Below are 26,247 nucleotides of genomic sequence, written 5' to 3'. Positions count from 1 at the left end.
TTTAAACTAATAAAAGGAAGAAAATAAATTTTCATTACTCATTTTGTAAAAATTTTGTAAAGGTATATAATAGAATTATAAATAATAAACCAAAGGAGGAACAATGAATAATACAGCAAACTTTGGCGAAGGAAGTGTGTCAAAACATATACTAAAACTTGCAATACCAATGACAATGGCACAATTTATAAACCTTCTTTACAACATGATAGACAGAATTTACATAGGAAGAATACCACAAACAGGAACACTTGCCCTTACTGGACTTGGGCTTTGTTTTCCGATAATCATGATTGTAACGGCATTTACAAACTTATTCAGCATCGGTGGAACTCCTTTGTTTTCTATGGAAAGAGGCAGAGGGAACGATGAAGAAGCAGGTAATATAATGGGAAATGCTTTTGTAATGATGATTATCGTTGCTTTATTTCTTACAGTAATAGGAATCACTTTTCATAAACCTATATTATATTTATTTGGCGCAAGTGACGAAACATATCCCTTTGCAAGTGCATATATAATTATATATCTGCTTGGAAATATTTTCGTAATGACTAGCCTTGGAATGAACAGTTTTATTAATGCACAAGGTTTCGCAAAAATAGGAATGTTAACATCTCTTTTTGGTGCAGGAGTAAATATAATACTTGATCCTTTCTTTATTTTTTATCTAAACATGGGTGTAAAAGGTGCCGCAACTGCAACTATTATATCTCAGTTTTTTTCTAGCATATGGGTACTCCATTTTTTAACAAGCAAAAAAGCTCTCATAAAACTTACAAAAGAAACAATGAAATTAAAATTAAACAGAATAAAAAAAATTATAGGTCTTGGAATGTCGGGATTTATTATGGCCATTACTAACAGCACCGTACAAGTAGTATGCAATGCTACCATACAAGTATACGGAGGAGATTTATATGTTGGAGTAATGACCATACTAAATTCCATCAGAGAAATATTTTCTATGCCCGTTACAGGACTTACCGACGGAGCAGGACCTATATTAAGCTATAACTACGGAGCAAAAAAATACGACCGTTTAAAAAAAGCAATAAAATTCATGTGTATAACATGTATTTTATATACTTTCATAGCATGGTTTGTGGTAATAGAATTTCCGGATATATTTATAAAAATATTCAATCATGACCCAAATTTAATTTCAAAAAGCATACCTGCTATTGAAATTTACTTCTTTGGATTTTTCATGATGGCTCTTCAATTTGCAGGACAAAAAGTCTTTGTATCCCTAGGAAAATCAAAACATGCGGTATTCTTTTCGATATTTAGAAAAGTTATCATTGTTGTACCTTTAACTATTATTTTACCAAAATTCTTTTCTTACCATGTAAACGGAGTATTTTGGGCTGAACCAATATCGAATTTTATCGGAGGAGCGGCCTGTTTCATAACAATGCTTCTAACGATACTGCCTGAAATCAAGAAAAATGAAATAAAAGATATAAATTAAAAAGCAGAGTCAACCTCTGCTTTTTTTATTCAAATAAAACAAATAACAACATAAAATTATAAATATATAAATTTTCAATATTTTATTTATATACCATATTTAATATATAAATATTATTCTTCCCTTTCCCCTTGACTTAACCTTTTAAAAAATTTATAATTAATTAGCCACACTAAGTGGGGAGTTAGCGGTGCCCTGTACTTGCAATCCGCTATAGCAAGACTGAATTCCCGCTTTGAGGCTGATACAATTAAGGTTAGCACTCCTTTATGGATGTTGAGAATTGGGCTTCGTGCAATTATACCTTACAAACTCCATCAGGTGCGAGAGCAAGCAGTGGTAAGTAAGTGCTATGATGTGCCCCGAAATCACCTGATTTGAGTCCATACTCGAGTAAGCACTTGATTCTATCATGTCGATGGTGGGTGTGTGGCTTAAAATTTAATAAGAGTTTAGGCAATGAATAATAGTAAAAAATTTTATATCATATTAATTCTTTCTGTTCTTTTTGCAAATACGGCAGTAATCTTTACAAGAAATGCATTAAGTTATGGAGGTATGCCTATAATAATCGGGTTCTATAGATTGAGCTTTTCTGCTCTTATTATGGTTCCTTTTGTTTTTTATAGACAAAGAAATCATTCTTTAAACCTAAAATGGCATACCCTAAAATACTGCTTGCTTGGCGGTATTTTTATGGCTCTTCATTTTTTTTGTTATTTTTCTTCACTTATGTATACAAATGGTTTTATATCAACTATCACAGGTGCACTACAACCTATAACAATAGCCGTTGCATCATATTTTCTTTTTAAGGAAAAAATAAATAAAAAAGGCATAAATGCAATGATTATTGCTATTTTAGGTCTTGTTTTCATAGGAATATTTACATTACTTAGTTCAAAAGAAGGCGGTTCTTTTATTGGATTTGTCATCTCTTTATTTACTGCATTGTTTTTTTGTGCATATCTTTTATGTTCCAAGAAAGCACTTAAAGATATAGAGGAATATACTTTCCTTTTTATTTTGTTTAGTGTTTGCAGCATAGTATTAGGTTTAATTGCCATAATTACCAAAACTCCTTTTACAGGTTATCCAAAAGAAATGTATTTAAACTGTTTTGGTTTATGTATTTTCTGCACAATGCTTGGACATGCAATATTCAATATTGCTGTTAAATATGTTTCAGCAACAACCGTAAGCGTAATAAATCTTTTAGGACCTATCTTTGCAGCCTTTTATGATTATATTATATTTTCACAAAAAATATTTTATTATCAAATTATCGGAGGAATAATAATTTTCATAGGTGTTTATATATTTTTAAAAAGCAAAGCAGTAAACAGCCAAACACAATCAGAATAAATTAATATTCAATTACAATTAAACGTTTTACATAATTTATCTATACGAGCAAAATTATTGTAAACGATGAAAATATATTAAACTATATTATATTTTATTACTTTTTATTCCATAAACTCATAAATTTTGATATAATTGATTTATAATATATTAAAAAAAGGAGTTGATAATTACATGACAAAAGAAAGTTTATTTAAAAGATATCTTGTTTTCATTATCGGAGTTATTATAAATTCCTTTGGTATTGCTTTTATTACAAAAGCAGCACTTGGAACATCACCTATTTCCAGTCTTCCTTGTGTATTAAGCCTTAAATTTACTCCTACTCTTGGAGAATTTACATTTATAATGAATATGTTATTTATTATCATACAAATTATTCTTCTTCGTAAAAATTTTCAAATCATACAACTTTTACAAATAGTGGTTAATATAGTATTTAGTTTATTTATTGATATAAGTATGAATATGCTTTATTTTTTAAATCCACAAACTTTTATAACAAAAGGAATATTTTTAATTTTAGGATGTGCAATTCTTGCTTTCGGAATTACTCTTGAAGTTTTACCTAAAGTTATTATGGTTCCGGGAGAAGGAATAGTAAGCGCAATATCAACCGTAACTAAAAAAGAATTTGGAACAATTAAAGTAATATTTGATGTAACATTAATGTCAAGTGCTACAATTTTATCTTTTCTATTCTTTAGAGGAATGAACGGTATAGGAATTGGAACTATAATATCAGCTGTATTAGTAGGACTAATCGTTAAATTTTATCATAGATACTTACCTTTCCTAAATAACATCTTCCCTTCTTTAAATTAACTTTACAATTCATACAATTTTAATTTTTTCTAAATATTATCCTAAAAACTTTTTGTTATATTACTAGCAAAAGGAAGGATAATATTATGAAGAAATTATCATTATGGAATATTCTATTATTTTTATTAATAATTTTTTATGTTTATTTTTTATTTTCTCAAATTTTATTTAAGTATGTAACCCCTGTTGAGCTTTTTTCTTATAATAGATATTTTTCAAGAAGCATTAATTTAATACCCTTTAATGACTTGTTTAATGGAATGGTAAACAGACTAGACTTAACGGGAAACATTATTTTATTTTTTCCATTTGGTATTTTATACAATATAAAAAGAAAAAAATCTTATTTTAATAACATTGTTGTATTTTTAATATCGAGCTTTAGTTTTGAGATACTACAATACACCTTAGGAATTGGGGCAAGTGATATTACTGATATTATACTAAATATACTAGGAGGATTACTTGGTGTAGTATTTTATAATATATTTACAAAAATATTAAAAAAAGAAACAGCAGATAAAATAATAATAGTCCTTGCTACCATTTTAATGGTTTTTGTAAGTTCCATTTTATTATTACTTAAATTATATAATTAAAAGCCAAACTAAATAGTTTGGCTTTTAATTATTCAAAACAATTTCTTTCTTTATTATATTCAAATCCTACACTTGAAAGTTTGTTTATTATTTCAGTTTCTTCTACTGATAAATCCATACAAAGCTCATGCAAATTTGGATAAAAATCTCTTAATTTTGTATTTATAAAACTTAAAAGTATTATTGGGTCTTTTGGTAAATCCATTTTATTTCTCCTTTAACATTATTTTATTATTGTTATATAAAAACATTATTATTGATGCAATACATATTATTACATATCCAACTACACTTAACATATCCGGAATTTGTCCTAAAAAAACAAAGGACAAGAACGTAGCAAAAATAATTTGTGAGTAGTCATATATTGAGATTTCTCCCGCAGGTGCATAAGTATATGCTGCCGTTATAAAAAACTGCCCTCCTGAGGCTGCAAGCCCTGTCAATAGTAAAATAAATATTTGATACATACTCATTGGAGTAAATTCAAATATTAAATAAGGAAGAGATACAATGCATGAAAAAGCAGAGAAGAAGAACACTATAAAAGGTCCTTTAACACCTTGAGTTCCAAGCTTTCTTACATATGTATAAGCAATACCTGCACACATTCCTCCCATTGTACCTATTAAAGCAGGGAAAATAGGCATTCCCGTAAATCCGGGTTTAATTACAAAAAGAGCCCCCGCAAATGCAATTAATACACATAAAGCTTGAAATGGCTTTATTCTTTCGTTTAAAATAAAATAAGAAAATATTATTACAAAGAAAGGTGAAAGTTTATTAAGCATTGAAGCATCACTTACAAGCATATGGTCTATTGCATAATAATTGCAAAAAATTCCTATGGTTCCAAATGTTGCTCTTAAGACTAAATCTAACCTAGACCCTTTAGGCATTTCAAATTTTATTCCGTTTTTGCGAAGTAAAAATAATGCTATAAAAAACGCTATAAAATTTCTAAAAAAACTTTTTTGAATGAAAGGAAGATCTCCTGCCATTCTTACAAAAACGTTCATTGCCGCAAAGCAAAAGGAAGATAAAATAATAAACATAACTCCTTTGTTTTTATTAGATAATTTTGATAATATATTCATTAAATATGTCCTTTCCATTAAATACATTTATATCCAATTTGTTATTATAGCATTTATAACAAAAGATAACCATAAATAATTGAAAGGATTTATATATTTACGATTAAATGAGGTAAAAATATGATATACGTTACAGGAGACACCCATATTCCCCTTGATATAAAAAAACTGGAAGAAAAGTATTTCCCAGAACAAAGAAATATGACAAAAAATGATTATTTAATAATATGCGGAGACTTTGGGGGAATTTGGGGAAACGGAAGAGGAGATAATTTTTATCTTAACAAACTTGAAAATAAAAATTTTACTACACTATGGGTAGACGGAAATCATGAAAATTTTGATTTACTGAAAAGATATAAAGTTACAAAATGGATGGGAGGCAATGTTCAATTTATAAAGCCAAGTATAATCCATTTAATGAGAGGACAAGTTTATACAATAGAAGAAAAAAAATTCTTTACTTTTGGAGGAGGAAACTCCATAGATAAATCAATGAGAGAAAGCGGAAGAACCTGGTGGGCTGAAGAAATGCCAAATAAAAAAGAATATGAAGAAGGTTTTAAGAATTTAAAGTTACATGATTATAAAATAGACTACATAATAAGCCATACCGCACCTTACTCTATAAATAAAAATATCTTTAAGAAAGGGTTAAAAGGAGAATATAAATTAAATAAATACCTTGAAAAAATTGAAAAAAACTGTGAATATAAAAAACATTATTTTGGTCATTTTCATGAAGATATGGATATTGATGATAAACGCATTGCTTTATATAAAAGAATTTTACCGATTTTATAATTAACTTTATTATAATAAAAAAGCTCGGCATATGCCGAGCTTTTTACATTTTTAGGTTTTATTTATCATGAACAGGTTTTTTTAGTATAGCAAGTAAAGCCATTCCTACAAAAGACCCTATTGCTAACGCAAGTATATAATATAAAGGATTCCCAATTATAGCAATTACCCAGAATCCACCGTGAGGAGCACGAAGTGTACAGTTAAATAACATTGATAAACCGCCTGCAACACCAGCACCAATAGCACATGATGGAATTACTCTAAGTGGGTCCGCAGCTGCAAATGGTATAGCACCTTCAGTAATAAATGAAAGTCCCATTACATAGTTTGTAAGAGCAGAACTTCTCTGTTCTTTAGGGAATCTATTTTTAAAGAAAGTTGCACAAAGAGCTATTGCAAGAGGAGGTACCATACCACCAATCATAACTGCTGCCATAATATCATAACTTCCTGTTGTAAGAGATGCTGTACCGAATACATATGCAGCCTTATTGAAAGGACCACCCATATCGATTGACATCATTGCACCAAGAATTACACCTAAAATTACTTTTGAAGATTCACCCATTGCATTTAATCCGTTTGTCATTGCTGTATTTAGTAAAGATACAGGAGGATTTACTACAAAAGTAATGATAGCACCGATTAATAATACTCCAAGTAGTGGATAAATAAGTACAGGTTTCATTCCTTCTAAACTATGAGGAAGTTTTGAGAATACTTTTTTAAGGAATATCATTAAATATCCTGCAATAAATCCGGCAAGTAAAGCTCCAAGGAAGCCTGAACCACCAGCATTTGCAAGAGCACCACCAACAAAACCTGTAACAAGTCCAGGTCTATCTGCAATACTCATAGCGATGAAACCTGCTAATATAGGAAGCATGAATCCAAATGCTGTATCACCTATTGTTTTTAAAAATGCTGCAAATGGAGTGTTTGTTCCGAATGTATCAGCACCAAGACTTGCATCATCAAATAAGAATGCAAGAGCAATTAGAATACCACCACCAATAACGAAAGGAAGCATATGAGATACACCATTCATAAGGTGTTTATAAATTTGTCTACCGATACTTTCTTTTTCTTCACTTTCAACTTTTACTTCTCCGCTATGTTCATAAACAGAAGCATTTCCGTTCATAGCATTTGTTAAAAGTTCTTCTGCCTTATTAATTCCGTTTGCAACTTTTGTTTGAATAACTTTTTTACCGTTAAATCTTGCCATTTCAACTTGTTTGTCGGCAGCAACGATAATACATTTTGCATGTTTTATTTCTTCACTTGTAAGTTTATGTTTAACTCCGCCTGAGCCGTTAGTTTCAACTTTTACTTTAATACCCATTTTTTCAGCTTGTTTTTCAAGTGCTTCAGCAGCCATGTAAGTATGAGCAATACCTGTTGGACAAGCTGTTACTGCTAATACATCATAGTAACCATCGTTACTTTGAGCTTCTTCTTCAGCTTCTTCTTTGAATTTTTCTTTTTCAGCTTTATCAATCATTGCTAAGAATTCATCTTTATCTTTTGCATTAATTAAACTTTGTCTGAAATTTTCATCCATTAATAACGTAGAAAGTCTGCTTAATACTTCCAAATGAACGTTAGCATCTGTATCAGGTGCTGCAATCATAAAGAATAAATAAGCATCTTGTCCGTCTAAAGACTCAAAGTTTAAGCCGTCTTTTATTACCATTGCACTTAAGCCTGCTTGTTTTACGGCTCTATTTTTTGAGTGAGGAATTGCTACCCCTTCCCCGATTCCTGTTGTTCCTTGCGCTTCTCTTGCAAGAACACCTTTTTTGTATTCTTCTTTGTCTGATATATTGCCTGTTTTATCCATTAAATCAACAAGAAAATCTATTGCTTCTTGTTTATCTTTAACTTCAGGGTTAAGGGCAATACCTTCTTTTTTTAATAAATCAATAATCTTCATTTTCCCTCTAAAGCTCCTTTAATAATTCTTCTACTTTTTCTTTTGTAGCTATTGATTCTGAAAATGCACTTGCACTTCCTGCTGCACTTCCAAATCTTAAAGCTTCCTTATAATCTTTATTTTTTAAATACCCATAAATAAATCCTGCAACCATGGAATCTCCAGCCCCTACGGAATTTACTACCTTTCCTTTTGGAGTATTTGTTTTGATAACTTCATTTTCCTTGGTAACAAGGATTGCGCCGTCTGCTGCCATTGATACAAGCACATTTTCGGCACCCATTTCTTGAAGTTTCTTTGCATATTCCACAATTTCTTCATCAGAATTTATATTAACATCAAAGAATTCTGCCAATTCATGATGATTAGGTTTAATTAGAAACGGTTTATATTTTAGTACATTTTTAAGTAAATCCTTTGTTGCATCTACAACTACATGAACATTCTTTTCACTTAGTCTTTTCATAATTTGTTCATATATATCATCATCTATAGATGAAGGAATACTTCCAGCCAAAACCAAGATATCGTCATCTTTTAACGTATCTATTTGATTTAAAAGTTTTTGTAAATCCTCTTTATCAATATTAGGACCTTTTGCGTTTATTTCACTTTCAATATTGCCTTTTATTTTTACGTTTATTCTTGTTAACCCTTCTTTTAACTCTATGAAGTTTGTTTTAATATTTCTTTCATTTAATTTATTTACAAGTTCCCTGCCTGTAAATCCTGCAATAAAACCAAGGGCAACATTTTCTTCACCAAGTTCACTTAACATGGTAGAAACATTTATACCTTTTCCCCCAGGATTTAAAAATTCATTTTCACATCTGTTTACATTACCGCTTTTGAATTCGTCTATAATCATTACATAATCAAGCGCAGGATTAAATGTAACTGTATATATCATTATTTTGCCTCCATTATTTTTGTTTTTTCCATAAATAATTCATCAACGGAATTAGAAGTAATAATTGTTGCTTTATCTAAACTTGAAAAAGTAATTGGAGCAATTTTATTAAATTTTGAACTGTCTGTTAAAATAAATGCATCCTTACATTTTTTTATTGCAGCTTCTTTTATAAGCCCTTCACTTTCTTTATATGTTGTATATCCCGCATTTAAGTCAATACCGTTTGTTCCAAAAAAGCCTTTTGTAAAGTTGTATTTTTGTATGCTTTTTACAGCTTCACTCCCAACTACAGAACCTGTCATTTCTCTTGTTTCGCCTGCCAAGATAAAAACTTTGTAACCAAGCTTTGATAAATTTAAAGCATGATAAAGACCGTTTGTAACAAACGTAACGTTTTTTGCACTTATATGCTTAATCATTTCTCCTGTTGAAGTTCCGGCATCAATATATACAAAATCATTTTCTTCAATTAAAGATGCGGCAAATTTACCAACAGTGTCTTTTTCTTCCTTGTTTATGTTTTCCTTTTGACTTATAGGTTCTTCTTCAATAACAAATCTGCTACTTGTTATTTTTGTTGCACCACCATGAACTTTTTTAAGTTTCCCCATTTTATCTAAAGCATTAAAATCTCTTCTTGTTGTTGCATCAGAAGAATTTAATCTTTCAGTAATTTCTTTTACTGTAACAATGCCTTTTTCTTCTAAAATTTCTAAAATTTTTTCATATCTTTTTTCTGTCAGCATATTATCACTTCCTTTTTATAAGCGTATAATATCACCACTTTGGTTTATTGTCAATCATTTTTAATCATTTTTAATCATTTTTAATCAAACATAATCAGCAAAATTTTACTTATATTGATAAATATGGTTTTATATTTTATTTTTTGTTTAGCTACAATATTTATTCATTCAAATATAATTAAATTTTTATAAATAAAAAAATATTTATTTATAAAACCATAAATATATACACCACATAATATAGTGGTGGCATATTTTACATACCTCTAAAGTTCTTTAAAATTTGACAAAAAGCTACAATTAATGTATATTTGATATACAAAAAATCTTTAGAAGGATTGATTACATATGAGTAAATTTAAAAATAATTTTTTGGAAAAGTTTGATAAAATTAAACAACCAAAAAACAAAGTTAAATTGAAAAAAAATAAAATTAAAAATGAGTCTTCCTTAGATAACAAATTGACATTAACGTTAGATGATTTAAACTCTGAAAATAACTACAAAGAAAATATAGACCTTGAAAAAGATGTAAATTTAGCTTTAGAAGATTTTAACGAAGAAGAATTTATTAATGAAGTTTCAAACACATCTTCAAACTTGAAAAATACAAAAGAATATACTTTTAATGAAGAAATCTCTATTTTAGAAGATAATCTTCAAACAAAAGAAGAAAACTTTGAAACGGAAGAATTTAATCTTCAAGATTTAAAAAGTACAATTACATCAAATGATAATATTGTTAGTAAAGTTACAAAGGAAGATAAAACTGAAGAAGTATTAAATGAAGATAAAGAAGAACTTAATTTAATACAAGAAAGTAACAAAGACGATAAAAAACAAATTAACTTAATACAAGAAAATAGTAATGAAGCCGATAAAAATGATTCTACAATAAATTCTGAAGAAACTAAATTAACACAATATGCTCTTCAAGAAATAGACGATGACACACTAAAAGCAAAGAAATTAATTGAAGAAGAAAATATGGATGTCATCGAAGCTTTAGATCATTTAGACAAACTTGATGAACAAAGAGATTTTGTTAAAGAAAGTAAGCACAAAAGAAAAATCAAGGCTTACCTAAACAAGAAACTTATCCCTTTATGTATATGTTTCTTTATTACAGCAATGATGGCTGTAAGTGCAATTCTTATTAGTATGTCTACAATGACTGTTAGTATAATAGTCGATGATGACGATCCCGTTACTGTTAAACAAATTGGATCTCTTACAACTGCAGATGCTTTAAGCATTGCAAAAATAACACCATCAAGTACTGATACAATTTCTAAATCTCTTGATGCTAATTTGAAAGACAATGATGTAATTAAAATTACAACAGCATCAAAAGTTCTCGTAACAGACGGAAGTGAAATTGTTAAAGTCGATACAGGACTTACAAATAAAAATGAAATTGTTGAACAAGCTGGATTTGAAGTTACAGAGGGAAAAAGCATTTCAAGTATTGAACATGATAACACTTCTGTATACGCAGTTTTAGATGAAAATCAAAAACTTGTTAATAAAACAGAAAAAGTTAAATATAAAACAATATATAAAGAAGTAGATACTTTGGATGGCGAAGATGAAAAAGTTGTTCAAAAAGGTCAAAATGGTAAAATCAATTACATAAGTGTTGTTACAACAAATGCTAAAGGAGAAGTTGTAAAAACAAAAAATTTAACTAAAACAGTTGAAACAAAAGTTCAAAATAAAATTGTAGAAGTTGCAAAAGATTCCGATGACATGATACTTATATCAGAAAACGGTGGAAGTGCTCCGGTAAAATACAATCAGAAATTGACAGTTGAAGTTACAGCTTACTGTTCATGTGCAAAATGCTGTGGTGTTTCTACAGGAATTACAGCAAGTGGTACACGTGCAACTGCAGGAAGAACAATTGCTGCTTGGAGTGGATTACCATTTGGAACAAAAGTATATTTCCCTGCACTTTCAGGCAACTCTAACGGAGGAGTATACGTAGTTGAAGACAGAGGTGGAGCAATTAATTCAGGAAGAATTGATATTTATTTCGACTCCCATTCAGCTGCTTTAGCTTTTGGAAGAAGAACAATGGAAGCATACATACTTAAATAAATAAAAAAAGACCTTAAAGGTCTTTTTTTATTCTACTTCAAATTCTTTATAAATTTGTTTTAAAGCTTCTTTTGCTTTATCTTTTTCTATTACACAAGAAATTTTTACTTCACTTGTAGAAATCATTTGAATATTTACGCCTTTTTCATATAAAGCTTTAAAAACTCTGCTGGCTACTTGAGTACTTGCAACCATACCAGAACCTATTACTGATAATTTTGCAACCCCTTTATCATAAAGTACTTTTGTAGCACCAACTTCAATTGCGAAATCACTTGTTATTTTAAATGCTTTTTCAAATTCATCTGTTGGTACAGTAAAAGTAATATCATTTACTTGGCTTCTGTTTACATTTTGAGTAATACTTTCAATTTTAATTCCTTCATTTGCAATATTACTAAATAAATTAAATGCAATACCCGGTTTATCAGGAACTTCCATTACAGAAATTTTTGCAATATCTTCATCAACTGTAATTGCTTTTATAATGCTATCATCTTTTCTCATATTTAATCTCCTCCTATAATATATCATCAATTATTCTAGCATAGAATACATCTTCAGTAACATGAGATAATCTATCACATAACGTACTCATAAATTCTCCTGTTATTTCTTCTGTAACTAAGAATATTTTTCCGTCTTCATAAGATAGATTAATGTTGTTTATATTTCTATAAACTATATCAATAGCTCTTGAAAATTCTGTTTCATTTTCTACTGAAACTCTTAAATAGAATTTATTTTTATATCTTTCTATACCACAGCTATTATATTTATTTTCAAATTTTAGATGTGTATAATCATGAACAGATTTTGTAAGAACTTTTATTACATCAGCAACAACGGCATTAGCAGTTGCTTCTTTACCGGCACCTCTTCCAAGGAAAGAAAGTTGTCCGATTATATTACCGTTTATATTTATAACGTTATATTCATCATTAACATTGCTCGTAACAGAATTCTTACCAATTAATACAGGAGTTACGGTTGCTCCGAATGTATTATCATCATATAATTCACTTTCAGCCATGTATTTAAAAACATATCCTAGTTCATCTGCAGTTTTTATATCTGATAAACTTATATTTCTTACACTTCTTGTACATACATCCTCATTATCTATATATGTACCGTAACATAAAGATGAAAGAATAGTAAGTTTTCTTGAAATATCAAAACCGTCAACATCAGCTGTTGGATCAGCTTCTGCAAATCCCATATCTTGAGCAATTTTTAATACTTCATCAAAGTCCATTTCATCTTTTGTCATTTTAGATAAAATAAAGTTTGTTGTTCCGTTTAATATACCTTGAACTTTATTTATTTTGTTTATTTTAATTGTATCTATTATAGATTCAATAATCGGAATTCCTCCGCCTACACTGGCTTCAAAAAGCAATGTAACACCATTTTCTTTTGCAAGATTTAGAAGCTCTTCCATGTGTTTTGATATAATTTCTTTATTTGCGGTAACAACATCTTTTTTCTTCATTAAAGCTTTTTTAATGGCAGGGTATTCTTGTTCGTAACTACCCATAACCGCTATAATTAATGATATTTCATCATCTTCTAAAATATCATCCGGATTACTTGTCAAAAGCTCACTTGGAATACCTTCTCTTTCTTTAGATGTATCTCTGACTAAAATCTTTTTTATTGTATAGTCGTCTTGTTCGAAGAAGTTCCCTTTTTTTTCATTGATTATTTCATATACACCGGTTCCAACGGTTCCGCATCCTAACAATCCTATTTTAGACATTACTTTTCTCCTCTTCTTAACTGCTTTTATATATGTACTAAAATCTACGACTTAAAAAGCCGTAGATTTTAATTATTTTTTATATTGTATCATTGTTATCTAAATCAAAATCTGAAGTACTCTAAGCATCTAGATTGTCATCTTCATCAATGCTATGAATTGTTAATTCTTCACCGTCAATTGTAGTCAAGTCATTATCAGAATCTTCATTTAATTCATTTAAGATATCTTTTAACAAATCATCATCGTCGTCTTTATTTTTAACAAGTTCAAGATCATATTTTTTAATACCTGTACCGGCAGGGATCAATTTACCAAGGATAATGTTTTCTTTAAGTCCAAGTAATGGATCCACTTTTCCTTGAATAGCTGCATCTGTAAGAACTTTTGTTGTTTCTTGGAATGATGCTGCAGATAAGAATGATGAAGTAGAAAGTGACGCTTTTGTAATACCAAGAAGTTTTCTTCTTCCTGTTGCTTCTTGTTTTCCTTCTTCTCTTGCTTTTTCATTTGCAGAGTCAAATTCAAATAAGTCAACACTTGTTCCAGGAAGCAAGTCTGTTTCTCCAGCATCTTCAACTTCATATTTTCTAAGCATTTGTCTTATTATGATTTCAACGTGCTTATCTGAAATATGAACCCCTTGATATCTATATACTTTTTGTACTTCTGTTAAAATGTATTTTTGTACTCCGTCAATGCCTTTAATTCTTAATAAGTCTTCAGGATAAATACTACCTTCAGTAATTTCATCACCGGCTTCAATTTTATCCCCTTGTCTTACTTTAACTCTTGCACCGTATGGAATATCATATTCGAAAACTTCTCCGTTATCGTTATTCATAACGATAACTTTGCTGTGTCCGTCTTCTTCGGTAATTTCGATAACACCGTCAATATCAGAAATGATAGCTTGACCTTTTGGTCTTCTTGCTTCAAATAATTCTTCAATTCTTGGAAGACCTTGAGTAATATCTTCAGCTGAAGCAACCCCACCTGTATGGAATGTACGCATTGTAAGCTGTGTACCAGGTTCACCGATAGATTGAGCTGCGATTGTACCAACAGCTTCACCTATACTTACAGGTTTCATGCTTGTTAGGTCAACCCCATAACATTTAGCACAAATACCGATTTTACTTCTACAGTTAAATACCGCTCTGATATTTACTTTTTCAATACCACAATCAACGATTTCTTTTGCTTTTGCTGCTGTAATAAGTTCATTCTTAGCAACAATAACTTCTCCTGTTTTTGGATTTACAACATCGTCGAAAGCGTATCTTCCTGTAATTCTTTCTTCTAATTCTTCAATTATATCATTACCTACTTTAATAGCAGTAACTTCATAACCATGTTTTGTTCCACAGTCTTCTTCTTTAATTATTTGATCTTGACTTACATCAACAAGTCTTCTTGTCAAATAACCAGAGTCGGCTGTTCTAAGAGCCGTATCCGCAAGACCTTTTCTCGCACCATGAGAAGAGATAAAGAATTCAAGTACATCAAGACCTTCACGGAAGTTTGAACGTATAGGAAGTTCAATGATATCACCGTTAGGAGATGCCATAAGACCTCTCATTCCGGCAAGCTGTCTAATTTGGTTTCTACTACCTCTGGCACCTGAATCAGCCATCATGTTTATTGGGTTGAATGGGTCAAGGTTATCAAGTAACGCATTTGTTACAAGGTTTGTAGTTTCATTCCAAATATCAATAACTTCTCTTTTTCTTTCGGCTTCGGTAATCATACCTCTCTTATATTGTTTAAGAACTTTTTCTACTTTTTCATCAGCTTGTTCAAGAAGTTCATGTTTAACTTCAGGAACTTCCATATCAGAAATACTTACTGTTACGGCAGCTTTTGTAGAATAAGTGAAACCTATTTTCTTAATGTCATCAAGAACCATTGATGTTTTTGCGGCACCATGTCTTGTAAAACATTTATATACTATTTCAGATAAAACTTTTTTATCTACTACTTTATCAATTTCAAGTTTAAACATATCTGCTGGAGTTTGTCTTGTAACAAATCCCAAATCTTGAGGAATGATTTGGTTAAACAAGAATCTACCAACAGTTGATTCAACTAATTTAACATGTTCTTTCCCGTCAATTACTTTTTTCATTCTTACTTTAACAGGAGCATGAATTTCAACTTCCTTGTTATAGTAAGCCATTTCAAGTTCTGCAATTGAAGCAAAAGCTTTTCCTTCACCTTTTTGGTTATCTTGAGGAATTGTTAAATAATATGAACCAAGAATCATATCCTGTGTAGGAGAAACAACAGGAGAACCATCTTGAGGTTTTAAGATGTTGTAAGCAGCAAGCATTAAGAATCTTGCTTCAGCTTGAGCTTCAACACTTAAAGGAACGTGAACAGCCATTTGGTCACCATCGAAGTCAGCATTGAAAGCTGTACATACAAGAGGATGAAGCTTTATGGCTCTTCCTTCAACTAAAATTGGTTCAAATGCTTGAATACCAAGTCTATGAAGTGTAGGGGCACGGTTTAGTAAAACCGGATGGTCCTTAATTACATCATCAAGAACATCCCAAACTTCAGGGCTTTGTCTTTCAACCATTCTCTTAGCTGATTTAATATTTAAAGAATGTTTTCTCTTTACAAGTTCCCTCATTATAAATGGTTTGAATAATTCAATTGCCATTTCTTTAGGAAGACCACATTGATACATCTTAAGTTCAGGTCCTACTACGATAACAGAACGTCCTGAGTAGTCAACCCTCTTACCAAGTAAGTTTTGTCTAAATCTACCTTGTTTACCCTTAAGCATATCAGAAAGAGAACGAAGTGGTCTGTTTCCAGGACCAGTTACAGGTCTACCTCTTCTGCCGTTATCGATTAATGCATCAACAGCTTCTTGAAGCATTCTCTTTTCATTTTGAACGATAATATCAGGAGCATTAAGTTCAAGAAGTCTTTTAAGTCTGTTATTTCTGTTTATAACTCTTCTGTATAAGTCATTTAAGTCACTTGTAGCATATCTTCCGCCGTCAAGCATAACCATAGGTCTAAGTTCAGGAGGAATAACAGGAATAACTTCAAGTACCATATCTCTAGGATCGTTGTCTGAATTTTTGAAGTCTTCAACGATTTTTAATTTCTTAATCGCTTTGCTTCTTTTTTGTCTTGTTGTTTCTGTTGCGATTATTTGTTTTAATTCTTTACTTTCTTTTTCAAGATCCACTTGTCCTAGCAAATCTTGAATTGCTTCTGCACCAATTTTTGCAGTAAATTCATTTCCGTATATTTCTCTGTATTCTTTATATTCAGTTTCAGTTAAAACTGTTTTTTCATCTAAAGGAGTATTACCCGGATCTGTTACTACATAAGCAGCAAAATAAATAATTCTTTCAAGTTCTTTTGGTGACATTTCAAGAAGTAAACCAATTCTACTTGGAATACCTTTGAAATACCAAATGTGAGTTACAGGGGCAGCTAATGCTATATGCCCCATTCTTTCTCTTCTTACTTTTGATTTTGTAAGTTCAACACCACATCTGTCACAAATAACGCCTTTATATCTTATTTGTTTATATTTACCACAATAACATTCATAATCTTTTGTAGGTCCGAAAATCTTTTCGCAGAAAAGTCCGTCTTTTTCAGGTTTTGATGTTCTGTAGTTGATAGTTTCAGGTTTTTTTACTTCACCATATGACCATTCAAGAATTTTTTCTTTTGATGCTAAACCAATTTGAATTGATTTAAAATCAATTTCACCCATATTTGTATTTTCTTTTTTATCTATATTTACATCATTAAATTCTTTCAAGGAATGTACCTCCATTTATATTTTCCTAAAGTAACCTTAAATTTTATAGAAATTCTTCATCTTCGGCATCATCACCGTCAGAACTTAAAATATTACTTTCAAGGAAATCCAAATCTTCACTTCTTATATCAGAACTATCTGAAAGAAGATCATCACCTTCGTCATCATCAAATACAATTTCATCATCTAAAACTTCCATATCATCAAGTTCGCTTACAGGTTTATCTGCATTTTCTTCTACTTGATCTAAATCTTCAACAACATCACTGTTTGCATCATCTCTGATGTCAATGATTTCGTTTCTTTCTCCAAGAACATTTACATCTAAGCACAAGCTTTGGAACTCTTTGATAAGAACTTTAAATGATTCAGGAACACCTGCTCTTGGGATGTTTTCACCCTTGATAATAGCTTCATAAGTTTTAACTCTACCTGAAACGTCATCACTCTTAACAGTTAAGATTTCTTGTAATGTATGAGCAGCACCGTAAGCTTCAAGTGCCCAAACTTCCATTTCACCAAATCTTTGTCCACCCATTTGAGCTTTACCGCCAAGTGGTTGTTGTGTTACAAGTGAGTAAGGACCTGTTGCTCTGGCGTGCATCTTTTCATCAACGATATGATGTAGTCTTAACATATACATGTAACCAACGGTTACTTTGTTGTCAAAAGGTTCCCCTGTTCTTCCGTCATAAAGTTGAACTTTTCCGTCAGGAGAACATCCAACTTGTTCAAGAAGTTCCATAATGTCTTCTTCTTTTGCACCGTCAAATACAGGAGTTGCAATATCCCATCCAAGCTCTTTACAAGCTCTTCCAAGATGAACTTCAAGTACCTGTCCAATGTTCATACGAGAAGGTACCCCCATTGGAGATAGAAGTATTTCAAGTGGTGTACCGTCTGGTAAGAATGGCATATCTTCTTCAGGAACAACCCTACTGATTACCCCTTTATTACCATGACGTCCGGCCATTTTATCCCCTACTTGGATTTTTCTCTTAATTGCAATATAAACTCTTACAAGTTTATTTACGTTAGGTTTAAGTTCATCACCGTTTTCTTTTGTATAAACTTTAACGTCGATTACTACACCTTTTTCCCCGTGAGGAACTTTTAGTGAAGTATCTCTTACTTCTCTGGCTTTTTCACCAAAGATTGCACGAAGAAGTTTTTCTTCTGCTGTTGGGTCGCTTTCTCCTTTTGGAGTAACTTTACCAACTAAAATATCATCTGATTTAACTTCGGCACCGATTCTTATAACCCCTCTTTCATCAAGGTTTTTAAGAGCTTCTTCGCCTACATTTGGAATATCTCTTGTTATTTCTTCACTTCCAAGTTTTGTTTCTTTTGCTTCACAGTCAAATTCTTCAATATGGATTGAAGTAAGAGCATCTTCCTTAACAAGTTTTTCATTTATTATGATAGCATCTTCATAGTTATAACCTTCCCATGTCATGAATCCAATAAGAATGTTTCTACCAAGAGCTAAATCCCCATTTTCAGTTGCAGGTCCATCAGCAATGATTTCTCCTTTTTCAACTCTGTCCCCAAGTTTTACAATTGGGATTTGATTTATACAGCTGTTTTGGTTTGTTCTTTTATATTTAAGTAATCTATATTTTACGTTTTGTTTTGTTTCATCATCTGTAATGATGATTTCTGTAGCAGTAACTCTTTTTACAACACCGCTAACTTCACTTACTACACATACCCCGCTGTCTTTTGCGGCTCTGTGTTCCATACCTGTTCCAACCATTGGAGCTTGAGGTTTTAATAGAGGCACAGCCTGACGTTGCATGTTGGCACCCATTAAGGCTCTGTTGGCATCGTCATTTTCAAGGAAAGGAATCATACTTGTAGCAACAGAAACGATTTGTTTTGGAGAAATATCCATATAATCAACTTTTTCTTTTTCTACTGTTACGAAATCCCTTTCAACGCCTGCTCTACCTGTTACTTTCTTATGTTCAAAAGTACCATCTTCAAGTAAAGGTTCGTTGGCTTGAGCTATTGTGTATTTACCTTCTTCATCAGCTGGAATATATTCAATATCACCAACAACTCTACCATTTATAACTTTTCTGTATGGAGTTTCGATAAATCCATATTTATTAACTCTTGAATATGTTGCAAGAGAACCGATAAGACCGATGTTTGGACCTTCAGGAGTTTCAATAGGACAAACTCTTCCGTAGTGAGAATGATGAACGTCCCTAACTTCGAATCCGGCTCTATCTCTTGATAAACCGCCAGGACCAAGCGCAGAATATCTTCTCTTATGAGTAAGTTCTCCAAGAGGGTTTGTTTGGTCCATAAATTGTGAAAGCTGAGAAGAACCAAAGAATTCTTTTAACGCAGCATTTACTGGTTTTACGTTAACAAGACTTGATGGTGTTACTTCTTCAGGGTCAAAAGAAATCATTCTTTCTTTAACTGTTCTTTCAAGTCTTGATAAACCAATTCTAAATTGGTTTTGTAATAATTCACCTACTGAACGAATTCTTCTGTTACCTAAGTGGTCAATATCGTCTAATGTCCCAATTCCATGGTCAAGACCTAAGTTATAACTGATTGAAGCATAAATATCTTCAACAGTGATATGTTTTGGTAAAAGTTCATTCTTTCTAAGTTTAATTTGTTCTTTCTTTTCTTCGTTTGAAATATCTTGTTCAAGTATTTCATTTAAGACTTTTAAGTTTACTCTTTCGTCAATACCTAAATCGCTTACGTCAAAAGGTAAACCATATTTATTTATGTCAACAGTACCGTTACCGATAATTTTGAATCCTTTATCATCGCTAACTTTTACTTCAACTGTGTTAATACCGCAGTTTTGGATATCCCATGCAGTTTGTTCGTCTATAATTTCATCTTTGTTTACAAGTATTTCACCTGTCATAGGATTAACTATGTCTTTGAATGCGTATTGTCCAGTAATTCTTGTGGCAAGTGCTAATTTTTTATTTAGCTTAAATCTACCAACCATCATTAAGTCGTATCTTCTTTGATCAAAGAACATCGGAATGAACAGACCTTTTGCTGAGTCTACACTTTCAGGTTCTCCAGGTCTTAATTTTTTGTATATTTCAATAAGACCTTCTTCCACATTTGTAGAAGTATCCTTTTCAAATGTAGTCATAAGTCTTTTTTCTTCACCGAAATAATTTATTATTTCTTCATTGCTTCCAAGTCCAAGAGCTCTAATAAGAACAGTGATAGGAACTTTCTTTGTTCTGTCTACTCTTGCATATAAGCAATCACTTGCATCTGTTTCATACTCTAACCAAGCACCTCTGTTAGGTATAATTTGACCATTATATAATTCTTTACCATACTTATCTCTTTCAATTGAGAAATATGCTCCAGGGGAACGAATAAGTTGGCTTACGATAACTCTTTCGGCACCATTTATAATAAATGTACCTGTTTTTGTCATAAGAGGGAAATCTGCCATGAATACATGCTGTTCTCTTACGTCTTTAATTTCACCGTCTTCTTTAACAACTAATCTTACTTTAACTTTCAAAGAAGCAGAGTAATTTGTTTTTCTTTCTTTACATTCTTCAACATCATATTTTGGATCGTCATCTAAAATATAATCTACAAACTCAAGTATTAAGTTTTCACTTGGATCTGTAATTGGAAAGACATCTAAAAATGCTTCTCTTAAACCTTCTTCTATAAACCATTTATAAGAATCGGTTTGAATAGAAATAAGGTTTGGCATTTCCATTACATCTTTGATTTTAGAAAAACTCATTCTTTCTCTTCTACCAATTTTCTCTGGATGAATCACTGTACCACTCTCCTTATTTTTAAACATGAAAAACACAGCAAAATTATCTTATTTTCAAATAAAAGATTTAATCAATTTGCTGTTATTTCCTCCGTCCTAAACTGCATAAAATCAACACAAATTTTAGGCTTGTTTTGTATTTTCAGTAATTTAATATTTTAGCAAAAGAGTATATATAAGTCAAGGGCAAGTACAAAAAATTATTAAATATTTGCCAATTTTTGCCCTTTTTTATAGCTCTTTTTTGCCAAATTATCTTTTTTTCATTTTATCACAAATAACACTCTTTTTTTACTATAAATTTTATTTTTTAAATATAATATTTTAGTAAACAAATATTTATGAAAACTTAAAGCCATTATGGTATAATTTTATACAAATATTTAAGCAAAGAGGATAGAAATTTGGCTAAAGATAAAAAAATTTTTGTATGTAGCGAATGTGGATACGAAAGTGCTAAATATTGGGGGAAATGCCCTGACTGCGGATCATGGAACACATTCAGCGAATTTTCAAAAAAAGAACTTGAAATAGTAAACCATAAACAAAATATATTTACACCGAAAATCAAAAACTTAAATGATATTGACACAAATGAAGAAATACGTTTTTCTACAAAAATATCAGAACTGGATAGAGTACTTGGAGGAGGAATAGTTCCTTCAAGCATAGTTCTTGTAGGAGGGCAACCCGGAATAGGAAAGTCTACTCTTCTTATGCAGACCGCATATAATGTATCCCTTGAAGACAAAAAAGTTCTTTATGCTTCAAGCGAAGAAAGCTTAACCCAGTTAAAATTAAGACTTGACAGACTCGGACTAAAAGGAGGGAAAATTCTTGTTCTTTCCAATACGAATATAGAGCAGATAATTGAAAGCGCAAAAGAAAACAAAATAGACTTGCTTATAATAGATTCCATACAGACAGTAAAAAGCGAAAACATACCAAGTGCACCGGGAACAATAACACAAGTTAGAGAATGTACAAACACATTAATGAATTTTGCAAAAGCTACAAACACAAGCATATTTCTTGTAGGACATATTACAAAACAAGGAACAATAGCAGGGCCTAAGACAATAGAACATATGGTAGATACTGTAATGTATTTTGAAAATGAAGCAAATAGTGACCTTAGAATATTAAGACTTAGTAAAAACAGATTTGGCTCAAGCGAGGAAATAGGCGTATTTGAGATGACAAATAAAGGTCTTGAATGTATAAATAACCCTTCAAAATTATTATTAAGTCAGATGGAAAGCAGAAGTTACGGAAGTGTGATTTGTGCATTAATGGAAGGAAACAGAAGTATGTTAGTAGAAATACAAGCACTTGCAATGCAGTCTTCTTTTCAAGTTCCAAGAAGAGTTTCAACCGGTTTTGATTACAGTAGGTTTGTACTTATTTTAGCAGTAATAGAAAAAATGACAAACGTAAAACTTTTTCAAACAGATGTTTACTTAAATGTCGTAGGAGGCATAAAAGTAAAGGAAACCGCAAGTGACTTAGCTGTTGCATGCGCAGTAATATCATCAATATTAAAAAAAGAAATTCCAAAAGATACAATAATAATCGGAGAAGTTGGACTTTGTGGAGAAATAAGAAACGTAAATAATATTTATAAAAGAATAAAGGATGCAAAATCCATGGGCTTTACAAAGGCAATTATTCCTAAATACACTTCAGAAAATGAACAAATAGATACTTTAGGAATGAAAATAATAAAAGTAAGCAGTTTAAAACAAACTATTTTCCATTTATTCAATAAATAGAAGAAAGTGTCAACCTATATACAAATATTAGTTGACACTTTCTTTTTTTGTATATTATTATAATTTTGCCTTCATAAATAAGGCATAAATAATATTAGCAAAAGGAGAATATACTATTATGAAGACAAAAGATTTGGTTTTGGCAGCATTATGCTCTGTATTTATTGCAATTTCAGCTTGGATATCAATACCAACGTCCATACCTTTTACCATGCAGACATTTGCCATATATTTTATACTTTTTATTCTTGGAGCAAAAATGTGCATAGTCGCAGTAGGAGTATACATAATGCTTGGAATTATAGGAATTCCTGTTTTTTCAGGGTTTACTGCGGGTATAGGAATATTAATGGGAAACACAGGAGGATATATAATTGGATTTCTTCTTATTCCTATTTTTATGATGTTAACCGAAAAATTACATAATAAAAATACAATGCTATTAATATTATTTTCATTTATCTCTTTAATAATATGTTATGCTCTTGGAACATTATGGTTTTATTTCTTGTACACATCCAGTACAGGAGCAATAACCATACCTGCTATACTTGCAATGTGCGTTGTCCCCTTTGTTATTCCAGATATTATTAAGATTTTTCTTGCTTATGTTGTCAGTAAAATTATTAAACCGAGGATAAAAAATGATTAATTTACGTCCCCACCATTTACTTTGTATCCTTTTCTTTGAAGGAAAAGGATACAATAAAGAGTTTACTCTAAACATGCAAAATATAATTAATAATTTATCTAATAATACTAAAATCAAACTAACACTCTGCACTGATGAAATTTGCAAAAAATGTCCAAACAACAAAAATAATATTTGCTTAGATAACAAAAAAGTTTCAATTTTCGACAAAAAAGTAATATCCTTATGTGAGATAAATAATATAGAATATGAATTTGATTATAAAGATTTAACAAATAAAGTACTTGATAAAATAATATTTCCCGGGAAAAGAAAAGATATATGTGGTTTATGCGTATGGAATGAAATCTGTGAAAACAAATATTACATAAAAAATACATAAATATTACTCTTTTATTTGTTTTTTTTTATATAAACTTTCTTTTACTTACAAAATCACATTTTTTTTATATTTTTAAGATAACTTTAAGAAAATTCATATTTACTTTTACATATATTTCTTATACAATTATATTAAGGTATTGTACCTTGTGATATTTTAAAATTTAATAAGGAGGTGACAACAAATGAAAAAAGCATTATACGCCATTATTTTTATCCTTGGTGCCATTGTAGGTTCACAACTTGCTAACTGGATTATCAACGGCGGACATTTGTATCAAAAGCTTGGAATTAACATAACCTCTGCATTTGGGAAAGGTATGATTTATGTTTTTGCAGCTATTTTATTCGGTTTTATATTTATTATTTTTATTCCTTTTTTCGCAAAACTATTTAAACGTATCTTTGACCAAGTAAGCATAGAACTTAACAATACTACACTTACACAAATAGGTATGTTAATCGGTTCTTTAATTTTGGCCCTTATTCTTGCCGCACTTTTATCTCTTCCATTTCAAAACATGGATCTTCCGGGATGGATTGCAAGCCTTATAACTATAATTATATATGCGATATGTATATATGTATTTATTTCAATAGCTACATACAAAGCTCCGGATGTAGAGAAATTCTTTAAAGGACTTAATCCTTTCTTGAATGAAAATTTGCGTACAAAACAAAGTAAAAAACATCCTAAAATTCCAATAGGAGTAGCCAAAATTTTAGATACAAGCGTAATAATTGACGGAAGAATTTTAGATATTCTAAAAACAGGCTTTATAGACGGTCCTATAATACTTCCAAACTTTGTATTGTATGAACTACAGCAAATTGCCGATTCAGCAGACAGCGTAAAAAGAAGCAGAGGAAGAAGAGGGCTTGATATTCTTAATCAGATACAAAAAGAACTTCCAATAGAAGTCGTAAATCTTGATAAAGATTACCCAGATATAAGCGAAGTTGATACAAAGTTATTAAAACTTGCAATCGACATAGATGCAAAAGTAGTAACAAATGATTACAACTTAAATAAAATCGCAGAATTCCAAGGTGTTGAAGTTTTAAACACCAATGAACTTTCAAATGCAGTAAAAACTGTCGTTTTACCTGGAGAAGAACTTTATGTAAGAGTAATTAAAGAAGGAAAAGAAAATTCTCAAGGCATTGCTTATTTGGAAGACGGAACAATGATAGTGGTAGAAGAAGGAAGAAACAGAATAGGTGAAGAAATTCATACTGTTGTAACAAGTGTACTTCAAACAGCCGCAGGAAGAATGATTTTCGTAAAACCCATATAGGGAGGCATAATGAACAAGACACCTAAAGATTTATACCTTTTAATAAAAGAAATATTAAAAGAGTATAATGTATCTGAAGAAAAAAAGATTGCTTATGGAATACAATTTAGAATAAACGAAAATATTATAAGAATATATTCCAGTAAAAAAAAGGGAATCACTTTAGATACATCTCAAAGCAAAAATGAACAATTAAATATTACACTTAACAATATATACGAGCAATTTAAGGGGAACAATATCAGTTCCCCTAATTTTAATGTGGGAAATATAAAAACTCCATATCCAATACTTGCTCCACCTTTAACAGGAAGCGACGAAGTTGGGAAAGGAGATTTCTATGCACCAATTATTGTAGGAAGCATTTACTTAAATAAAAATCAATACAATATTTTAAAAGAATGTGGAGTAAAAGACTCAAAAGATTTAAGTGATATTCAAATAACAAAACTGGCGAAAGAAATAAAACAAGTTACAAGCAATTATTCCATTTTAAGAATTAAACAAAATAAATATAACGAGTTATATTCAAAAATAGGAAATATAAATGCCATACTTGCATGGGCACATGTAACAAACATAAAAAATGTATATAAAAAACATCCTTTTGAAAAACTTTTAGTTGATAAATTCGGAAGAGAAGAGCAAATAAAAGCAGGACTAAAAGAACTTAATTTGAAAGAAATGATTTTCAAACCAAAAGCAGAGCAGAATATTGCCGTTGCGGCTGCCAGTATCTTAGCAAGAGACGCATTAATAAAAAGCACTGAAAATATGAATAAGCACTATAATTTTGAATTCCCTCTTGGTGCTAATAAAATAGTCATACAAAAAGGAAAAGATTTTGTAAATAAATATGGCAGTGATGAATTAAAGAATGTATGCAAACTTCATTTCAAAACAACAAATGATATTTTATCTTAATATG

20 protein-coding genes and 1 other RNA gene are annotated in these 26,247 nt (G+C 30.6%); 12 read left to right on the top strand and 9 right to left on the bottom strand.

Annotated features, from left to right (window positions below; genetic code table 11):
• Positions 1 to 103: 103 nt before the first annotated feature.
• The 5 genes from ACTQYZ_RS02210 to ACTQYZ_RS02190 all read left to right on the top strand — a co-directional run bounded on the left by ACTQYZ_RS02210 (position 104) and on the right by ACTQYZ_RS02190 (position 4,263).
• On the top strand, positions 104 to 1,474 hold the full coding sequence (locus ACTQYZ_RS02210; RefSeq protein ID WP_441415936.1) for an MATE family efflux transporter: 1,371 nt from the start codon (positions 104 to 106) through the stop codon (positions 1,472 to 1,474).
• 167 nt (positions 1,475 to 1,641) lie between these two features.
• Positions 1,642 to 1,907: signal recognition particle sRNA large type (gene ffs / locus ACTQYZ_RS02205), an RNA gene on the top strand.
• Between the two features lie 26 nt (positions 1,908 to 1,933).
• A complete protein-coding gene (locus ACTQYZ_RS02200; protein WP_441020802.1) occupies positions 1,934 to 2,839 on the top strand; it encodes a DMT family transporter in 906 nt (301 codons plus the stop codon).
• A gap of 174 nt (positions 2,840 to 3,013) precedes the next feature.
• Positions 3,014 to 3,664: a YczE/YyaS/YitT family protein gene (locus ACTQYZ_RS02195; protein WP_441415935.1), complete on the top strand. Its 651-nt coding sequence runs from the start codon at positions 3,014 to 3,016 to the stop codon at positions 3,662 to 3,664.
• An 86-nt stretch (positions 3,665 to 3,750) separates the two neighbouring features.
• Positions 3,751 to 4,263: a VanZ family protein gene (locus tag ACTQYZ_RS02190; RefSeq protein WP_441415934.1), complete on the top strand. Its 513-nt coding sequence runs from the start codon at positions 3,751 to 3,753 to the stop codon at positions 4,261 to 4,263.
• Between the two features lie 28 nt (positions 4,264 to 4,291).
• Here ACTQYZ_RS02190 and ACTQYZ_RS02185 read toward each other — a convergent pair whose 3' ends face one another.
• Both ACTQYZ_RS02185 and ACTQYZ_RS02180 read right to left on the bottom strand, forming a co-directional pair.
• Positions 4,292 to 4,468, bottom strand: a complete 177-nt coding sequence (locus ACTQYZ_RS02185) for a DUF4250 domain-containing protein (protein ID WP_329385614.1) — start codon at positions 4,466 to 4,468, stop codon at positions 4,292 to 4,294.
• Between the two features lies 1 nt (position 4,469).
• Positions 4,470 to 5,378: a DMT family transporter gene (locus ACTQYZ_RS02180; protein ID WP_441020807.1), complete on the bottom strand. Its 909-nt coding sequence runs from the start codon at positions 5,376 to 5,378 to the stop codon at positions 4,470 to 4,472.
• A 102-nt stretch (positions 5,379 to 5,480) separates the two neighbouring features.
• Here ACTQYZ_RS02180 and ACTQYZ_RS02175 point away from each other — a divergent pair, with 102 nt between their 5' ends.
• Positions 5,481 to 6,164 carry a metallophosphoesterase family protein gene (locus tag ACTQYZ_RS02175; protein WP_441020809.1) on the top strand — a complete coding sequence of 228 codons (684 nt, stop codon included), beginning with the start codon at positions 5,481 to 5,483 and terminating at the stop codon, positions 6,162 to 6,164.
• Positions 6,165 to 6,222: 58 nt separating this feature from the next.
• On the opposite strand, the gene ACTQYZ_RS02170 is transcribed toward ACTQYZ_RS02175, so the two are convergent.
• From ACTQYZ_RS02170 to ACTQYZ_RS02160, 3 genes are read right to left on the bottom strand one after another with little or no spacing between them, the layout of a single operon-like run.
• Positions 6,223 to 8,103 carry a PTS fructose transporter subunit IIABC gene (locus ACTQYZ_RS02170; RefSeq protein WP_441020811.1) on the bottom strand — a complete coding sequence of 627 codons (1,881 nt, stop codon included), beginning with the start codon at positions 8,101 to 8,103 and terminating at the stop codon, positions 6,223 to 6,225.
• Positions 8,104 to 8,110: 7 nt separating this feature from the next.
• Positions 8,111 to 9,013 (bottom strand): 1-phosphofructokinase, encoded by a 903-nt coding sequence (gene pfkB / locus ACTQYZ_RS02165; protein ID WP_441020813.1) that lies wholly within the window; start codon positions 9,011 to 9,013, stop codon positions 8,111 to 8,113.
• On the bottom strand, positions 9,013 to 9,762 hold the full coding sequence (locus tag ACTQYZ_RS02160; RefSeq protein WP_441415933.1) for a DeoR/GlpR family DNA-binding transcription regulator: 750 nt from the start codon (positions 9,760 to 9,762) through the stop codon (positions 9,013 to 9,015). The genes pfkB and ACTQYZ_RS02160 overlap by 1 nt, the downstream gene beginning before the upstream one ends.
• A gap of 348 nt (positions 9,763 to 10,110) precedes the next feature.
• Between ACTQYZ_RS02160 and ACTQYZ_RS02155 the strand changes: the two genes are divergently transcribed.
• Positions 10,111 to 11,862 carry a 3D domain-containing protein gene (locus ACTQYZ_RS02155; protein ID WP_441415932.1) on the top strand — a complete coding sequence of 584 codons (1,752 nt, stop codon included), beginning with the start codon at positions 10,111 to 10,113 and terminating at the stop codon, positions 11,860 to 11,862.
• Positions 11,863 to 11,889: 27 nt separating this feature from the next.
• On the opposite strand, the gene ACTQYZ_RS02150 is transcribed toward ACTQYZ_RS02155, so the two are convergent.
• From ACTQYZ_RS02150 to rpoB, 4 genes are all read right to left on the bottom strand, one after another.
• Complete coding sequence (locus ACTQYZ_RS02150) at positions 11,890 to 12,369, bottom strand: ACT domain-containing protein (protein ID WP_138269356.1); 480 nt, start codon at positions 12,367 to 12,369, stop codon at positions 11,890 to 11,892.
• 13 nt (positions 12,370 to 12,382) lie between these two features.
• Entirely contained in the window at positions 12,383 to 13,624 is a 1,242-nt protein-coding gene (locus tag ACTQYZ_RS02145; RefSeq protein WP_441415931.1) for a homoserine dehydrogenase, read from the bottom strand.
• Between the two features lie 121 nt (positions 13,625 to 13,745).
• The gene (gene rpoC / locus ACTQYZ_RS02140; RefSeq protein ID WP_441416025.1) at positions 13,746 to 17,372 is read right to left on the bottom strand and encodes a DNA-directed RNA polymerase subunit beta'; all 3,627 of its coding nucleotides are present in this window, start codon (positions 17,370 to 17,372) and stop codon (positions 13,746 to 13,748) included.
• Positions 17,373 to 17,463: 91 nt separating this feature from the next.
• Positions 17,464 to 21,216, bottom strand: coding sequence for a DNA-directed RNA polymerase subunit beta (gene rpoB, locus ACTQYZ_RS02135; RefSeq protein WP_441020821.1), 3,753 nt, complete (start codon positions 21,214 to 21,216; stop codon positions 17,464 to 17,466).
• Between the two features lie 404 nt (positions 21,217 to 21,620).
• Between rpoB and radA the strand changes: the two genes are divergently transcribed.
• The 5 genes from radA to rnhC all read left to right on the top strand — a co-directional run bounded on the left by radA (position 21,621) and on the right by rnhC (position 26,243).
• Positions 21,621 to 22,988, top strand: a complete 1,368-nt coding sequence (gene radA, locus ACTQYZ_RS02130) for a DNA repair protein RadA (RefSeq protein WP_441415930.1) — start codon at positions 21,621 to 21,623, stop codon at positions 22,986 to 22,988.
• Between the two features lie 118 nt (positions 22,989 to 23,106).
• Entirely contained in the window at positions 23,107 to 23,640 is a 534-nt protein-coding gene (locus ACTQYZ_RS02125; protein ID WP_441020826.1) for a biotin transporter BioY, read from the top strand.
• Positions 23,633 to 24,022, top strand: a complete 390-nt coding sequence (locus ACTQYZ_RS02120) for a DUF1284 domain-containing protein (protein ID WP_441020828.1) — start codon at positions 23,633 to 23,635, stop codon at positions 24,020 to 24,022. Before ACTQYZ_RS02125 ends, ACTQYZ_RS02120 begins: the two co-directional genes overlap by 8 nt.
• A 184-nt stretch (positions 24,023 to 24,206) precedes the next feature.
• Positions 24,207 to 25,319, top strand: coding sequence for a PIN/TRAM domain-containing protein (locus ACTQYZ_RS02115; RefSeq protein WP_441020830.1), 1,113 nt, complete (start codon positions 24,207 to 24,209; stop codon positions 25,317 to 25,319).
• A 9-nt stretch (positions 25,320 to 25,328) separates the two neighbouring features.
• On the top strand, positions 25,329 to 26,243 hold the full coding sequence (gene rnhC, locus ACTQYZ_RS02110; protein WP_441020832.1) for a ribonuclease HIII: 915 nt from the start codon (positions 25,329 to 25,331) through the stop codon (positions 26,241 to 26,243).
• Positions 26,244 to 26,247 lie beyond the last annotated feature (4 nt).

This window comes from Anaerofustis sp. LCP19S3_F7 (assembly GCF_052119445.1).
In the GTDB taxonomy this organism is placed as follows: domain Bacteria; phylum Bacillota; class Clostridia; order Eubacteriales; family Anaerofustaceae; genus Anaerofustis; species Anaerofustis butyriciformans.
The sequence above is the reverse complement of the archived record's forward strand: the minus strand, read 5'-3'. Positions and strand labels throughout refer to the sequence as shown.

Bases quoted from the DNA above. Each gene is read 5' to 3' on its own strand.
- ACTQYZ_RS02210 (WP_441415936.1), top strand. From the start codon at position 104: ATGAATAATACAGCAAACTTTGGCGAAGGAAGTGTGTCAAAACATATA.
- ACTQYZ_RS02200 (WP_441020802.1), top strand. From the start codon at position 1,934: ATGAATAATAGTAAAAAATTTTATATCATATTAATTCTTTCTGTTCTT.
- ACTQYZ_RS02195 (WP_441415935.1), top strand. From the start codon at position 3,014: ATGACAAAAGAAAGTTTATTTAAAAGATATCTTGTTTTCATTATCGGA.
- ACTQYZ_RS02190 (WP_441415934.1), top strand. From the start codon at position 3,751: ATGAAGAAATTATCATTATGGAATATTCTATTATTTTTATTAATAATT.
- ACTQYZ_RS02185 (WP_329385614.1), bottom strand. From the start codon at position 4,468: ATGGATTTACCAAAAGACCCAATAATACTTTTAAGTTTTATAAATACA.
- ACTQYZ_RS02180 (WP_441020807.1), bottom strand. From the start codon at position 5,378: ATGGAAAGGACATATTTAATGAATATATTATCAAAATTATCTAATAAA.
- ACTQYZ_RS02175 (WP_441020809.1), top strand. From the start codon at position 5,481: ATGATATACGTTACAGGAGACACCCATATTCCCCTTGATATAAAAAAA.
- ACTQYZ_RS02170 (WP_441020811.1), bottom strand. From the start codon at position 8,103: ATGAAGATTATTGATTTATTAAAAAAAGAAGGTATTGCCCTTAACCCT.
- pfkB (WP_441020813.1), bottom strand. From the start codon at position 9,013: ATGATATATACAGTTACATTTAATCCTGCGCTTGATTATGTAATGATT.
- ACTQYZ_RS02160 (WP_441415933.1), bottom strand. From the start codon at position 9,762: ATGCTGACAGAAAAAAGATATGAAAAAATTTTAGAAATTTTAGAAGAA.
- ACTQYZ_RS02155 (WP_441415932.1), top strand. From the start codon at position 10,111: ATGAGTAAATTTAAAAATAATTTTTTGGAAAAGTTTGATAAAATTAAA.
- ACTQYZ_RS02150 (WP_138269356.1), bottom strand. From the start codon at position 12,369: ATGAGAAAAGATGATAGCATTATAAAAGCAATTACAGTTGATGAAGAT.
- ACTQYZ_RS02145 (WP_441415931.1), bottom strand. From the start codon at position 13,624: ATGTCTAAAATAGGATTGTTAGGATGCGGAACCGTTGGAACCGGTGTA.
- rpoC (WP_441416025.1), bottom strand. From the start codon at position 17,372: ATGGGTGAAATTGATTTTAAATCAATTCAAATTGGTTTAGCATCAAAA.
- ACTQYZ_RS02125 (WP_441020826.1), top strand. From the start codon at position 23,107: ATGAAGACAAAAGATTTGGTTTTGGCAGCATTATGCTCTGTATTTATT.
- ACTQYZ_RS02120 (WP_441020828.1), top strand. From the start codon at position 23,633: ATGATTAATTTACGTCCCCACCATTTACTTTGTATCCTTTTCTTTGAA.
- ACTQYZ_RS02115 (WP_441020830.1), top strand. From the start codon at position 24,207: ATGAAAAAAGCATTATACGCCATTATTTTTATCCTTGGTGCCATTGTA.
- rnhC (WP_441020832.1), top strand. From the start codon at position 25,329: ATGAACAAGACACCTAAAGATTTATACCTTTTAATAAAAGAAATATTA.